This window comes from Flavobacterium sp. KACC 22763, from assembly GCF_028736155.1.
In the GTDB taxonomy this organism is placed as follows: domain Bacteria; phylum Bacteroidota; class Bacteroidia; order Flavobacteriales; family Flavobacteriaceae; genus Flavobacterium.
In genome coordinates this window covers 970,659-985,334 of the sequence record NZ_CP117879.1, presented here as the reverse complement: position 1 = coordinate 985,334, position 14,676 = coordinate 970,659, and the positions used below count along the sequence as shown (strand labels likewise).

Sequence of the window (14,676 nt, the reverse complement as noted above, 5' to 3'; positions counted from 1 at the left end):
TGTGGCGAACCCCGCCACAAAAGGATGCCGCTACTATCAGGGCTAGGGCATTCATTTTCAAAAGGAAGTTTTCGAAAAATTATTATTTAAAGTCTTTTGTGTTCTAACCTCAATCTAATCAATACTTATAAATTATTTTTATAAATACTAAAAATTATTAATTTGATTAATAAACACCTTCCCTATACCTTTGTCTCATCAAAATCAAAGAAATGATTTGAGCATCTAAAAAAATAACTTTAAAAAATAGAAATCATGAAATTTACAAGAAGAGCAAACGCAAACTGGAAAGGTACAGGAATGGAAGGAAAAGGAACCATCAGTACACAAAGCACAACTTTAGACAATGCGCAATTATCATTTAAAACTCGTTTTGAGCAAGGTGTCGGAACCAATCCTGAAGAATTAATCGCAGCGGCACATTCTGGATGTTTTACAATGCAGTTGAGCTTTTTATTATCTGAGGCTGGTTTTGTTCCAGAAGATTTAGATACCACTGCTAAAGTGACTTTTGAAGACGGAACTATTACTTTAATTGCTTTAGAACTTACAGGAAAAGTACCTGGAATTTCAGCAGAAGACTTTCAGCAAACTGCTCAAAAAGCAAAAGAAATTTGTCCAATTTCTAAATTACTGAATACGGAGATTACTTTATCAATCACTTTACTTTAAATAAATCCCAATACAAAAATCCCAAATTCCAAGCCTGAATGGAAAATTGGAATTTGGAATTTTCAAAATTGGAATTTCTATTCAAAATTTAAAATCTAAATAAAATGAAAACAATATTTAAAAGTTTTTTAGCATTCGCAGTACTAATTTTTAGTTTAGCATTCACAAACGTAAATGCACAAACTAATCCTAAAATTAAAAATGTCGTATTAGTTCACGGTGCCTTTGCAGATGGTTCTGGATGGCAAGGTTTATACAAGGTTTTGACTAAAAAAGGTTATAACGTAACCATTGTTCAGAATCCGTTGAGTTCTTTGGAAGATGACGTTCAAGCTACAAACTTAGCCTTAGACAAACAAGACGGACCAACTATTTTGGTGGGACATTCTTGGGGAGGAACTGTAATTACAGAAGCTGGAAATCACCCAAAAGTAGCAGCTTTGGTTTACGTAGCGGCTTTACAGCCTGATAATGGCGAAAATTCTGTTCAGTGGCTGCAAACTGCTCCTCCAGCTCCAGAAAATGGTGTATTGCCTCCAGATGAAAAAGGAATCGCTTATTATGACAAAGCTAAATTTCACGCTGGTTTTGCAGGAGATTTGAGCAAAGAACAAGCCGATTTTATGTATGCTTCACAAGGTGCTTTCCATGCGCAAGGCTTTTTAACACCAATAACTAAAGCCGCGTGGAGAACGAAACCTTCTTACGGAATCGTAGCGACTGAAGATAAAAGTATTGTTCCGAGTATTCAGCACGCCATGTACAAACGCTCTAACACAAAAATCACCGAAATTAAAGGTAGCCACGTGGTATTTATTTCTCAGCCAGAGAAAGTGGCGAATGTGATTATTGAAGCGAGTAAATAATTGTGAATGGTGAATTATTAATGGTTAATTGATAATTGATAATTGATAATTGTTAATTAATAATTGTTAATTAATAATTGTTAATTGATAATTGATAATCATAAATTCACATAATCTTGTCATTTCGACGAAGGAGACCCGAGCGATAGCGAACTGGCGAAGCAAATCTTCGCAAGGAACTCTACAAAGATTGGCGACATTCTAGACGGAGCTACTTGCGAAGATTTCTCCTTTCAGTCGAAATGACAAAACTGTATCTAAAATCCAAATTCCAATGGATTGGGGAAATTCCAATACTAAAATTCCAAATTCCAATTACTGTATGCTTGGAATTTGGAATTTTAGTATTGAAAATTTTTAAAGCTTGCTAATCGCTTTAATAAAATAAGGCGAATCGTTCCAATGGATTTTCTTATACGAGAAATCTTTTTTTAATGACTCAGGAAGGCAGTTCCAGATTGCTTCATTCATTTTCTCCAGTAATAATTTCTTGGAGAAGGAATCGGAAACTACTAGACTTATTTCTCTTACGGGAACAGGTTCTTTGAAAGGTTTAAAAAGTGCGCCTGTTTCGTTTAAAGTAGAAAGCTTTGGAATAATCGCAAATCCTAAATGGGCTCGAACTAGATTTTTTAAGGTTTCTATCGAATTAATATCGTACGTAAATTGTTCCTTTATTTTATCGGATGTTTTTAGTCCGCAGATGTCTAATAATTGTGCGTTGTAACAATATTCGTGATGCAGTAATAATAGTTCGGTTTTGTCGCCGGGCTGCATTTCGTAAAATTCATCATTCGCCATAGGATGCGTCTGATTTAAATAGGCAACAAACGGTTCTTTAAAAACAACATGTTCTATTAAATTCGGATTTCCTGTTGGCGTAGCCATAATCGCAACGTCAATTGCACCCGTTTCCAAATCGCGCATTAAATGCCCCGTATATCCTTCTTTAATAATAAAATGCACTTTGGGCGCCGCTTCTTTCATTGCCTGAATAAACAGTGGAATCAGATAAGGCGATAAAGTGGAAATAATGCCAAGTTTTAGTTCTCCTTCCAGCAGATTTTTTTCGTTGATCACAAAATCACGAATTTCATCCACTTCACGAAGTATCTTTTTGGCTTTATTAATAATTTCAATTCCTAAAACGGTTGGTGTCAACGGCACTTTATTTCGATCAAAAATCTTAATTCCGATTTCTTCTTCCAGATTTTTTAACTGAATGGTAAGTCCGGGCTGCGTTACCATACAAACTTCGGCAGCTCTTGCAAAATGCCGTTCTTCGTCTAAAGCGACTATATATTTTAACTGCTGAATTGTCATGTTTTCTAGTTTCTAAGGTACTGAGTTGCTAAGGTACTAAGTTGCCTTTTTTTTATTGTTAGTTTTTTAAGAAAACTTTGCTTTTGTTTTTATTTAGTGATTCTCGAAATACCCTATTCTATTATTTTTTTGTCTTTTAGAGGTAGTCGCTATTATTTCTTCCTGTCTATATTTACCATAATACCGCACTAAAAATACTGCGCATATACTAGCAGTAAATCCAACTACATTTTAGAAATCCCACTATTCTCCTCTATATCAAAAAAAGGATTGCAAAACTATTGCATCAAATTAACCTTAAAACAAACAGAATGAGATTTCTAGCAAACTACAAATCAACAAAGAAAAACGTACCAGCATGAGCAAATTCTAATGCTCTATCAATAGAACTGACCTTCAAAGAATCGATTTTCGGCAATGCCAAGTTCTTAAAAAATAGATTTCAATTTAACCAATCATTACCTTATTTAAATTTCTAAAAAATGTCAAAATTCACAGAACAGGTACATATTACTATAGAAGGCTTTACCCAAAATGTTATTTATTACAATCTCGAGCTTTCTCAAAAAATGGCAGACCATCATTATTTTTCTTTCTTTTGGCAATACACAGGAAAACCTATTATTGCCCCGCAGGATCAGGAAAAAGCCTTTAGCAATTATATTGGCAGCGAAGTCATATTTACCTTTAAAGTAAAAGGCATACGCTTAATGTCTAAAGGAAGAATTACAAAATTAGGCTCTATCGATCTGCACGGGAGCCCAGCTGGACTGCACGTAACAGGAACAAGTCATACCATTGCTCTTGATGATATGCTAAAATCCAGAATCTTTCGCGAGAAAAACCTCCAACAGATTGGACTCGAAATTTTAGCAGAAGAAAATTCGGGAGAATTCTATCAGAGAGAAGCCATTATGCCTACTTACACAAAAGAATTCAGCTTTAAGACTCAGTATAATGAAACAAGCTTTGATTTCCTTAAACGCCTTTCTGCACGTTATGCACAATGGTTTTATTTTGATGGAATGCGTATGCAGTTCGGTCAAATTAAAAATACCGAAATAAAACTTATAAACGAATCTTCGCTACATAACTTTAGCATCGAAGCCAACTTAGTTTCTCATAAAACTTCCTTCAGCAGTTATGACTACAAAAATGCTTCTAATATAAAAAATGGTGCAGAAAAAACCTCCGAAGGAAGCCGAGACCGATTTGCCACGCTAGCTGTTTTTAAGCAACCTTACATTGTAAGACCCGGACTCGAAAATGGCGCATATACAAGCAATGCTCAGAATAAGGATGAGATTGATGAAATGGTAAAAATGCAGACCGCAGGACGCGACGCCAACAGCATATTCTACAGCGGTACTTCTTATCTGCCTATAGGCTTGGGACAGACTTTTTCTATTGAAAACAAAAACGTAGAACATCATTTACTGGCTGTTGAAATTGTACACCGCTCTGAAGTAAACGGAAATTATACCTGCAAATTTAAAGCTATTCCTGCCGATGTCGCAGCGCCACACTACACAGACGTAACAGCATTTGCTCCCGCCGAAAGTCAGCCCGCAATAGTAATTGACAATAATGACCCCGAAAAAATGGGACGCATAAAAGTGGAGTTCTTCTGGAACGGCTGGACAAGCAAAAGTGATTGGATGCGTGTAGTACAGCCTTACTCTGGCTCTGGAAAAGGACTTTATTTTAGACCTGAAATTGGAGAAGAGGTTCAGGTAAGTTTTGAAGCCAACAATGCAGAACGCCCGTATATTTCTGGCACCTTTTATAACGGAAAAGAAATGCCCGATTTCTTTGATACAAAAAACCGAATTAAAGGCTGGAAACTCCCTTTTGGACAGCTTTTCAAGTTTATTGAAAAAGTGTGCATCATACTCTCTGACCCAAGTGGAAATGAAATTCAGCTAGATGAAGAAGGCAAAAATATTAATATTACCTCTCCTGAAACAGTTACCATACGCGCTAAAAATATTGTTTTTGAAGCGAGTGAAAGTATAACTTATGTAGCTGGAACTAATATCTCTGAAACAGCAATACTAAATAAAACTTCAAGTATTGGAGGAATTTTAGACACTAGTGTCGGATTGGACAAAATACTACATGTTGCTGGAGATAATCATATTAATATAGAAGGGAATTCAAACTCGGAGGTAAAAAAAGACCGAAACTTAGCTTCTGAGAGTAAAATAATTACTCAGAGCGATTTAGGTCACGAGTTCCATTCTGATAAGGATATTAAAAACAATAGTAGTGAGAAAACAAGACAAAACTAACTAAGATGGCAATAAAAACAATCTGCGGTATTACCATAATGGGAAGCATTGGCAATTACAGTTTTCACAACTCTAAAAACGGCGCTCATTTTTTATTGAAAGACAGCAATGTCAGTTATAGCGATCCTTATGGAAACCACATGACCAATCATGCCTGTCATATCCGAATTAATTTTGAGCCTTTTAGATTAGAAAAAATGGGCGATGAAATTAGAAAATCAGATGGCAGTCTCATTATCATGATGCCAAAAGAACAAATAGAAGAAATTGCTAACAAAACCTTTTATGCTGATGGGCAGTTTCATGCTATAGATTTTTTAACCTATACCATAACCGAAGAAAAATAATTTTATGTCAGAATATATTAGAGTAAAAGGAAACATTGTTGAGAAAACAGGTGGAGTTTCTAGAGTTTATGCCAAAGAAGGAATTGAACACAACTCAAACGGATTTATCGATTATTTTGCAGAAAATCATACCTATGGTGAACCAGAAAAGTATGTACCAAAACAGCCCGAAAACTCAGTAAATGTATATGTGGGAATGTTTTTTGACGGCACAGGAAACAATCGCTTCAACTCTGAAAGTGTCTATTATTCTAAAATTAAAAGTAATACCGACAGAATAGACCCAAAAGATATTCCTGCAAACAAAGAAACAGAAATTACAATAGAAGATAAGGACAAAAAAAGTAAAAAAATAAAAGTAAAAATTACAGATCGTGACAGCTACTGGAATCCTTATTCGAATATTGCCAAACTTTTTGATTTGTATAAAGAGATTAAAACGAAAGATTATGAAGATAAAAAAAAATATCCTGAATATGGAAAACATATAATTCTTAAACAATATGTAGAAGGTATCGGCACAAAACAAGGAAAGCCAGATGATATTTTGGGTTCAGGTTTGGCCAGAGATACTTGGGGTGTAATAAGCCGTGTACACGAGGGCATTGAAAAAGTAGTGCAAGATCAGTTTAGTGCAGTAACCAAAGACAAAAAAATCAATAAAATTGTAATTGATGTATTTGGCTTTAGCAGAGGAGCTGCTGCTGCAAGGCATTTTTGCAACGAAGTGATGAAAAAAGCCACGTACAGAAATGAAATGATCAATGATCCTTATGATAAATACCCTTTACCCTCTGGAAAAAAAATAATCGATAAACATGCCGGAGGAAAATTAGGATTTGAGCTTAGTGCAAAAGGGCATCTGCCTGTGGGAGAAACCTACAAAATCGAAATACGTTTTTTAGGAATTTTCGATACCGTAATATCCGATATGATTGTAAAAGAAAATATGGGCTACAAATTAGGGCTTGGCGGGTCCCTTATACCCTACTTATATCTTGCTCCCTTGGCTCAGGAAGTATTACCAGAAATAAAAACCAATATAGGAAGTCTTAAAATAGGTAAAGTTTTCCATATAAAAGCCTCTACAGAATGGCGGAAAAACTTTGCTTTTACCCCATCAGAACAAGGTTATACGCTAGGTATGATAGGCTCCCACTCCGATATTGGCGGAGGGTATGCAGAGTTAACCCATTATGAGCCTGTACTAAGTTATTTTGATGTACCGCTTGGCAATAAAGAAACCCTCTCCCAGATGCAGAAATTTAAGCAATTTTATACAGACAGATTTATTTGCAGTAATGAAGAGCTGCAATTTGTAAATACCTACGATCACGTTACCGAAACCAGCATTTCGCCAAATTCTATGGGAACAAGCGTATTTAGCAGAGAGATAAAAGCACCCAATGATTTTCCAGATGAGGGAAAAACCATCTCAAATAACCCAATGTATCAAGTATACCAAACCAAAAACTCAGATCACTATGTGCTTAAAGATTCTAGATATATTTCAAACAAGTATTCGCTCGTGCCCATGCAACTTATGCTAGAAAAGGCAATAGAAAATGATGTGCCATTCTTTAAAAGTTACGATGAAGCCTCTCCAAAGCCTCCATATAAATTTGAATACGAAATTCCCGAAACGGAATCATTTGATATATTGCGAAAGTATTTAGAAATTATGCGTGCTACTTCAAAAGAAGAAAACAAAGACAAAAATTCAACCTACGAGATAGATTACGAGATCTACAAACACATACACCACAATTACGTTCATTTATCAGCACATTATGGCGGTTTAGAAAATGATTTTTTAACAGTGCAAACAGGAGATCATCATTTTTTATCAGACTATGTTTTTATCAATGAGCCTGTTGAGCCAATTATAAAAGCGGATAAAGTAATTTATAAAAGAGAAGTTTATGCACCCAAAAGTTAGTTTTTTTTTATGCAATTTTTTAATCATTGGTTTATTTGTCAGCTGTCAGCCCAAAGATACATTCGACTGGAATGCTGGACTTTCTGGTCCAAAAAATTACCCATCAGGCGCACCTTTTGTAGAATATTTTTATCAAGGGAAAAGCATTGCTGGTGCTTCTTCTGGCACAGGAGCAGATCAAGGATGGGGCATTACTAGCGGCGGTTATGTTGGAGGCGACAAATACAAACCCGTTCCTGATAGTATGGCGGTAAAATGGGTCTGTTCAATCGACAACTTAGTATATAGAGGAGGTTTTAAATTGCCTAGAGAAAAAATTCTCGAATTGTTTAAAAAAAAAGTAATAGATTCTTATGGAGTTCAAAACGACTATGGCGTAATTGTTGCCGGAATGGCTCCTGGTGGTAATATAACTCTATGGATGCAGGGAGGGGATGCCAGTACTGAAATAGCAAAATTTAAAATTTTGAAAGGAGAAGAAGATCAAAATATAGATGATGACTACAAAAAAAAAGAGATAAAATCATGGGGCAATTATCTTGCTTATTGGAAAATTCACGGCATTCCTTATTCTATTTGGGAGAAAGAAGAAAAAGAATATGATTATGACATTGCGTTTTCAAGTGAAGAAGAAGATAAAAAAGATTATAGTATAGCCATTTCTGGCTATACCAAAGATGGTAGTGTAATATATTCAAATGAAGATCCGATTCCATATATAAAATGGAATGAGAATGTAAAGCTAAAAGTTGAAAAAGGTAAAAAGCTTCCTGTGCAATTTTGGATGCGATGGCATTCAAGAGATGGCAACGAATGGTATGAATCACAAATTGTTTTACCTATTAATTTAGATAAACAACTATTAAAATTTCAAGAACAATATGGAAAAGATGTATTTCTTGCTGTAGGAATGGATAAAGTTTCAAAAAATAAACCATACACATTTGGAAGGATATGGTTTGAAAATTCAAAAGAAAAAATTGAAATAATGAAATTTAGAGCATCTAAATTCAATTTAGAAAAAAATGATTTTGAAATATCGCAATACTCGCTTCCAAAAGATTTTGTATTCCCTAAATGGCAAGGCAGAGAACCTATTCAATTTCCAGAGTTCGATTATTGGCAGGAAAAGTAAAAGAAACTAAAAAATTAAATATGATCACATTAAATAAAAACAAGAAATCACTAAAGGCAAAAGTATTTTCAATTTTACTCTGTCACATTGTCCTTAACTTTGCATACTCACAAAAGGGTTATACCAATTTTGAAAATTTGAACAAAAAAGTAAATGTAAAAGAATTTTTTCTTGCAAATTTTGTGGATAAAGATTCTACCAAATATTTATTGCCCAATGAGAACAATATTTATAAAACGATAAATGCGAAAGAAGCATTTTCCAAATATTATGAAACACGATATGTTTCTATGAAAAACATATATGCTAACGAGTTAAACAATCAAATTAATTATACAGATGATGCGGAAAAAATAATTGGAAAAGTATTTTCTCTCAACAGATATACAGAAGATGATACATCATATTTCTATAAAAATTTAAGATTTAATCATTTTCAAATGATGTCAGATACTAATAACCTACTATTAGCTGTTATTTGCTATAATTCAAAAGAAAAGGAAACTGGTTATGAAAAATTATTATCAGAACTTAAACTAAAATTTCATTTTAGTGTAAAAGAAGACAACAGGAAAATAAGTACCATTTTTCAACTAAAAAACTATATACTAATAATAAATAAAATAAAAGCATCTTATTATAGTGAAAGTGAACCGATAGTACAAACATTAGATATGGAAACACCTCACAACATTGAAAAAACAATAAATCTAGAAGTAATAATGCAGTTCGATACATTAAATAATGACCAACAAAAATGGATTAATAATTTGCAAGAATATTAAAGAATCTTCCGAGCGTTTCGCTCGAACTAATGACCAACTTCACTACAAAAAAATAGCACTACTACCTTGAGCAATCATTTTCCGAAGAAGTAGTATTCTAAAAAAACATATTTCAAGAATTTTACTACTTTTAATACTATTAAACCAACTTCTTTTTTAATATATTTGCGCTTCCTAAATTACAGAATTATGATACTTAAAAAACTTCTTGCCCATGTGGTATGGTGGCGGCATTGGAAACAACCGTAACGCTTCTGTAAGCGTAGGACACCTAAGCTACATGGGTTTTATATTCCTAAATTACAGAGTTATGAGTACCAAAACCCTTTCAAAAGAAGCCGAAATTGGTCTAATGAATTTCTTCAACGACAGAATTGACCCACTCGATATGGCGAGAGCCATAAGACAGGTAAATCTAACCCTCGCATTGGGCGTTCTCAACGATCAAGAAAACATTCAGTTAAACGCTGCCAAACTTGGAGACAGCTTCTATTGGCTCAATGAACTAGCCGAAATTTTAGATCCTTATCTGGATTTGGAGTAAAGGTTTATTCTTTTTGAAAAAAATTAAAACCCTTGATCTTTGAGATTGAGGGTTTTGTTTTTTTTTATTTGCTTTTGGGAAAATACCGTATAAGTACTTATTGTTTTGGATTTTAATTATTGGTAGACTTGCCAATAAATGTAGGCAGATTACGGATTTCCATAATAGTATTAAATACAAAAGAAAAATCTTTGTACAAACAACAATAAAAATAATTGCATGATGAAAAATTTACTCTCAATTAGCTTAATTCTATTTTCTATTTTTTCTTATTCTCAAAAAGAAAATATAGAATCAACAACAAGACAATTTATTGACAAAGCTCAATTCACTAGAATTAATAAAGATTGGAATACTACAGCTGAGTTCAAATCTGGAATTGGTGAAGTGGTAAACTTTTATCCAATTGAAGTTATTGACTTAAAAGCAGGAACAAAAGTAAATGCTTTGCAAATAGATATGTATATTAAAAACCCAGACATTTATAAAACAGCCTGGATTGGCATCGATGAAATTGAAGAATTTATAAATTTTGTAGAAGATAATGTTATTCCAAACCTTGATTTAAAACTTAAGGATAAATCTTCTGAATTTATTTTCAAAGCTAAGGAAATGACAATGTATTATTTTGTTAATGAAAGAACCAGAAGAATTACGATAAAACTAAATAGCTATGATAATGATAAAATTTTAAATTATACATTTTGGACTGAAACTCAGGTTGATAAAATCCCAAAGCTTTTGACTGTTTTAAAGAAAATTAAATAGTCTTTAATAATTGATTATTATTGTATAAACAATTATCTTTTTAAGAGTAAACATCGATTTCAATTATCTTTATAATGACAAAAACTTTACTTACAAGAATCAGTATTTTAAGCCAATATAATTCTAAAAATGGAACCATCCTGTGGGAAGATCCTGCTAGCAATCGCTGGGATAATATATATGGACAACTAAAAGAAAATGATAACGCAATTTTTATTTCAAATGATAAATTACTTATAGGAAAAGTAAGTGAAGTTAACTTTGGAAAGAGTTTGTTGTGTATAAATATTGAGGAAATAAATTGCCAAAATGACCAATTTCTTAGACTAAATAGCGCATACCCTGAACTTATATCAAGGGTTAAGGCTAACTTTCAGCCTTTCATTCACCCTCTAAAGTTAGATCTAAACCAGCTTATAGCCGATGTAAATAAACAAAATTTCATTAACTTTTACATCTTATCATCACAAGAAAAATATAATGCACTATCTCAAACTTTTAAAGAACATGATCGTATTGTTATATTAGATGATAATTCAGGTTTTCAAAATGTCAAAAGTAATTCCAAAGAAGGCTTAATTGACTTTCCAAAAGAATTAGACATTAACATCAGCATAGAAGGACTGTTAATTGATGAAGTACTTCAGAAAAATAAAAACTATAAGCGTAAAAGTCTTAAATCGAACAATGTCTCAAGGATAGAGAAAATAAAAAAAGAAATTAATGATAATGGAATATTCAAGTTCACCTCTTTCTTCACATATCATGATACCTTATTCAACAAACGTGTTTATCAGAAAAAAGAAGGGAAATCTAAATTGAATGTAGTTGATTTAAATGATAATGAATCTATTTTTAAAGTTTCAATGAGTCCAAAGGATATTGATGATAAAGCCTTTACTTACTTTAACGACAACTATTTAATCATAGTTCATAGTCAAACCAAAGCAAAAGGAGTTTCTTCCCAAACGCAGGGAGAAACATTTGAAAAAGAAATGAAAATAGGAGATTACTTCTATATGTGCAGAGGTAACAGCAATTTAGAAGTAATAGGCAGAATAACGAGCGATGCTACCTATTGTGAATATGAAGATTTTGGTGATGATGGCTGGCTACAACGCTCCTATGAAATTATTTCGGAAGCAATTAAAGAAGAGCCTTATAATGATGAAAAAAAATGGTGGACACCCAATGATAATTCTACATGTATTATTATACCTACTAGAGAAGTAAAAGAAGCAAATACCAAATTATTTGTACCCTATTTTGACACTCAATTTGAGCTAAAAAACAATATTATTACAAGCACAAATATAACTAAAATTATGTCTGAAAATTTAAATCAAATTCTTTACGGCCCACCAGGAACTGGAAAAACCCATAAATTAAAGCATGATTTTTGTTCTCAATTTATTGAGAACAGTAAAGCTATTTCAAAAGAAGAGTTTTTAATAGAAAAAATAAGCAAATTAACTTGGTGGCAAGTTATTGCACTTACATTATATGTGGAAAACAAATTAATGTCAGTTCCACAAATCAAAGAACATCAATTTATAAAAATAAAACTTAATGCTTCTAATACTGAAAGTATTGACCAAACTTTATGGGGACAACTTTCACAGCATACAATAAAGGAGTCTAAAACTGTTGACTATACAAAACGTACAGATCCACTAATTTTTAATAAATTTTCTAATTCCCTTTGGAAGATAATTCCAGAAAAAAAAGAACTTATTACTAATATATGTGAATTAGGTAATGAAATTAAAAGTTTTAAAAATAAACGAGAAACAAAAAACAACTTTGAGTTTGTAACTTTTCATCAATCCTTTACATATGAAGATTTTATAGAGGGAATAAAGCCAAGATTAAATGAAGAGGATCAAGAAAATTCTGATTTAAGCTATTTTGTGAGAGATGGTATTTTTTACAAATGTTGCGATGAAGCTGCTAAATTAGCAGGGTTTTCAAGTTTGTCAGACTGCATTTTAAATTACACTAAAGAACAAAGAAGAGAAAAATTTAGTGGTGCTTCGCCTTTTGGATTATTCATTGACGAAATTAACAGAGGAAATGTTTCATCAATATTTGGCGAATTAATTACACTTATCGAAGCAGAAAAAAGACTAAGCCATGATGAAATAATTGTAAAACTACCGTATTCAGAAAGATATTTTTCAGTACCTCCTAATTTATTTATTATTGGGACAATGAATACTGCCGACAGAAGTATTGAAGCTCTGGACACCGCTTTACGAAGACGTTTTTGTTTTGAAGAAATGCCTCCTCTTTACGATTTAAAAGACTTGCAAAATAGTATTTATGGATATTCAGCTTCTGATATATTGAAAACGATCAATACAAGGATTGAAAAACTATTAGACAAAGATCATAAAATAGGACATTCTTACTTACTCAATAAAAATGAGAATTCAATAATAGAATCCTTTTATAAAAATATTATTCCTTTATTACAAGAATATTTCTTTGGGGATTATAATAAACTAGGTTTAGTATTAGGAAAGGGGTTTGTTCACTTACAAGAAGAGAAAGCCTCAACAAATATTTTTGCTGATTTTTATGATACTCCAGACGATTTCGACAACAAAAATATTTATAAAATTATTGATTACAGAAAAGACAAGGAGGTTATATTTAAAGATAAACATGGAGAAATTATGAGTTTTGAAAAAGCTCTTAAAATTCTAATGAATAAATAGTTTGGCTGAAATAAAAGAAAATATTGTCGTATTTGAACATGAAACTCTTCGTTTTGATAAAGGTGAAAAGAAAATCACCAAAGATCAATTTGAAGCTTTAGAACGTTATTATGGTAATGGAAAACCTTTTTATAAATTAGTCTACAATGGCGTTCAATTTAATGAACACGTTGGTGTTATTCAAGTTGGTAATACATTAATAGAAGTATTGCCAAAGGCAGACAAAATTCCTCACTCAAAAGAAGAAGACAAAAAATGGCGTAATTTATTAATTGGAATGCTAAGGACTGTGGGAAGTTTTGATATAAAATCTACAAGTAACAGCAACCTTAAAATAAAGCCCAATACTATTCTTGATTTGTATTTTGAACTATTTATTAAAGAAGTAGAATATCTATTCCATAATGGATTGGTCAAAAAATATAGAAAAAAAGAAGAAAATATTACTACTTTAAAAGGGAGTTTACAGTTTAGCAAACACATTCAACAGAATCTAATTCATAAAGAACGCTTTTATGTTCGTCATTCTATATATGATGTTGAACACACTTTACATTTCATTATTTACAAAACCTTAAGATTACTAAAACAAATCAATAGCAATAATGATTTACACAGTCGAATTGGTGTTTTATTATTGAATTTTCCTGAAATGCCAGATATAAAAGTTTCAGATTCTACTTTTGAAAAATTAATATACAATAGAAAAAACAAGCATTATCAAAAAGCCATAGAAATTGCAAAGTTATTACTTCTCAAATATCATCCAGATGTAACTAAAGGAAAAAACCATGTCTTGGCTCTGATGTTTGATATGAATCTTTTATGGGAACAATTTATATATGCGAGCTTAAAGAAAAATACAACTGATTTCATTAAAATAAAAGCGCAAACGTCAAAGTTTTTTTGGAAACCTGAAAATGGCAGAAGAACTGCGATGAAACCAGATATCTATATTGAAACTTATGATGGAAATATTGTATTAGATACAAAATGGAAAAATCTAAATGGTTTTAATCCTTCTCCAGATGACTTAAGACAAATGTACGTCTATCATGAATATTACGATGCTAATAAAGTAGCTTTGGTTTATCCAGGAGATAATAAAAATAGTAAAGCAGGAGTATATCTAAAAAAAGATGGCAAACATGATAGTAAAATATGCAGTGTTGTTTTGATTAATGTAGAAGATGAAGTATTAAAATGGCAAGAAGAAATTAGAAGAATTGTTAAACAATTTGCCAGTACAAAATAAAGTTTTATAAAAAAAAGAGCTTGTTTTCTAC

Annotated in this window: 12 protein-coding genes; 11 read left to right on the top strand and 1 reads right to left on the bottom strand. The window is 32.2% G+C overall.

What is annotated here, in order from left to right:
* Positions 1 to 255 precede the first annotated feature (255 nt).
* Both PQ463_RS04250 and PQ463_RS04245 read left to right on the top strand, forming a co-directional pair.
* Complete coding sequence (locus PQ463_RS04250) at positions 256 to 672, top strand: OsmC family protein (RefSeq protein WP_111376417.1); 417 nt, start codon at positions 256 to 258, stop codon at positions 670 to 672.
* A gap of 104 nt (positions 673 to 776) precedes the next feature.
* Positions 777 to 1,538, top strand: coding sequence for an alpha/beta hydrolase (locus tag PQ463_RS04245; RefSeq protein ID WP_274256458.1), 762 nt, complete (start codon positions 777 to 779; stop codon positions 1,536 to 1,538).
* 357 nt (positions 1,539 to 1,895) lie between these two features.
* On the opposite strand, the gene PQ463_RS04240 is transcribed toward PQ463_RS04245, so the two are convergent.
* The gene (locus PQ463_RS04240; protein ID WP_274256456.1) at positions 1,896 to 2,861 is read right to left on the bottom strand and encodes a hydrogen peroxide-inducible genes activator; all 966 of its coding nucleotides are present in this window, start codon (positions 2,859 to 2,861) and stop codon (positions 1,896 to 1,898) included.
* Between the two features lie 482 nt (positions 2,862 to 3,343).
* Between PQ463_RS04240 and PQ463_RS04235 the strand changes: the two genes are divergently transcribed.
* The 9 genes from PQ463_RS04235 to PQ463_RS04195 all read left to right on the top strand — a co-directional run bounded on the left by PQ463_RS04235 (position 3,344) and on the right by PQ463_RS04195 (position 14,645).
* The gene (locus tag PQ463_RS04235) at positions 3,344 to 5,152 is read left to right on the top strand and encodes a type VI secretion system Vgr family protein (protein WP_274256455.1); all 1,809 of its coding nucleotides are present in this window, start codon (positions 3,344 to 3,346) and stop codon (positions 5,150 to 5,152) included.
* Positions 5,153 to 5,157: 5 nt separating this feature from the next.
* A complete protein-coding gene (locus tag PQ463_RS04230) occupies positions 5,158 to 5,499 on the top strand; it encodes a hypothetical protein (protein WP_274256454.1) in 342 nt (113 codons plus the stop codon).
* A 4-nt stretch (positions 5,500 to 5,503) separates the two neighbouring features.
* Positions 5,504 to 7,438: a phospholipase effector Tle1 domain-containing protein gene (locus tag PQ463_RS04225; RefSeq protein ID WP_274256453.1), complete on the top strand. Its 1,935-nt coding sequence runs from the start codon at positions 5,504 to 5,506 to the stop codon at positions 7,436 to 7,438.
* Positions 7,422 to 8,573, top strand: a complete 1,152-nt coding sequence (locus PQ463_RS04220) for a DUF2931 family protein (protein WP_274256452.1) — start codon at positions 7,422 to 7,424, stop codon at positions 8,571 to 8,573. The genes PQ463_RS04225 and PQ463_RS04220 overlap by 17 nt, the downstream gene beginning before the upstream one ends.
* A 20-nt stretch (positions 8,574 to 8,593) precedes the next feature.
* A complete protein-coding gene (locus tag PQ463_RS04215) occupies positions 8,594 to 9,358 on the top strand; it encodes a hypothetical protein (RefSeq protein ID WP_274256451.1) in 765 nt (254 codons plus the stop codon).
* A 310-nt stretch (positions 9,359 to 9,668) separates the two neighbouring features.
* Positions 9,669 to 9,902, top strand: a complete 234-nt coding sequence (locus PQ463_RS04210; protein WP_095931884.1) for a hypothetical protein — start codon at positions 9,669 to 9,671, stop codon at positions 9,900 to 9,902.
* A gap of 219 nt (positions 9,903 to 10,121) precedes the next feature.
* Positions 10,122 to 10,670 carry a hypothetical protein gene (locus PQ463_RS04205; RefSeq protein WP_274256450.1) on the top strand — a complete coding sequence of 183 codons (549 nt, stop codon included), beginning with the start codon at positions 10,122 to 10,124 and terminating at the stop codon, positions 10,668 to 10,670.
* Between the two features lie 74 nt (positions 10,671 to 10,744).
* On the top strand, positions 10,745 to 13,390 hold the full coding sequence (locus tag PQ463_RS04200) for an McrB family protein (RefSeq protein WP_274256448.1): 2,646 nt from the start codon (positions 10,745 to 10,747) through the stop codon (positions 13,388 to 13,390).
* Position 13,391: 1 nt separating this feature from the next.
* Complete coding sequence (locus tag PQ463_RS04195) at positions 13,392 to 14,645, top strand: McrC family protein (RefSeq protein ID WP_274256447.1); 1,254 nt, start codon at positions 13,392 to 13,394, stop codon at positions 14,643 to 14,645.
* The last annotated feature ends 31 nt before the right edge of the window (positions 14,646 to 14,676 follow it).

Bases quoted from the DNA above. Each gene is read 5' to 3' on its own strand.
- PQ463_RS04230 (WP_274256454.1), top strand. From the start codon at position 5,158: ATGGCAATAAAAACAATCTGCGGTATTACCATAATGGGAAGCATTGGC.
- PQ463_RS04225 (WP_274256453.1), top strand. From the start codon at position 5,504: ATGTCAGAATATATTAGAGTAAAAGGAAACATTGTTGAGAAAACAGGT.
- PQ463_RS04200 (WP_274256448.1), top strand. From the start codon at position 10,745: ATGACAAAAACTTTACTTACAAGAATCAGTATTTTAAGCCAATATAAT.
- PQ463_RS04220 (WP_274256452.1), top strand. From the start codon at position 7,422: ATGCACCCAAAAGTTAGTTTTTTTTTATGCAATTTTTTAATCATTGGT.
- PQ463_RS04205 (WP_274256450.1), top strand. From the start codon at position 10,122: ATGATGAAAAATTTACTCTCAATTAGCTTAATTCTATTTTCTATTTTT.
- PQ463_RS04250 (WP_111376417.1), top strand. From the start codon at position 256: ATGAAATTTACAAGAAGAGCAAACGCAAACTGGAAAGGTACAGGAATG.
- PQ463_RS04240 (WP_274256456.1), bottom strand. From the start codon at position 2,861: ATGACAATTCAGCAGTTAAAATATATAGTCGCTTTAGACGAAGAACGG.
- PQ463_RS04210 (WP_095931884.1), top strand. From the start codon at position 9,669: ATGAGTACCAAAACCCTTTCAAAAGAAGCCGAAATTGGTCTAATGAAT.
- PQ463_RS04245 (WP_274256458.1), top strand. From the start codon at position 777: ATGAAAACAATATTTAAAAGTTTTTTAGCATTCGCAGTACTAATTTTT.
- PQ463_RS04215 (WP_274256451.1), top strand. From the start codon at position 8,594: ATGATCACATTAAATAAAAACAAGAAATCACTAAAGGCAAAAGTATTT.
- PQ463_RS04235 (WP_274256455.1), top strand. From the start codon at position 3,344: ATGTCAAAATTCACAGAACAGGTACATATTACTATAGAAGGCTTTACC.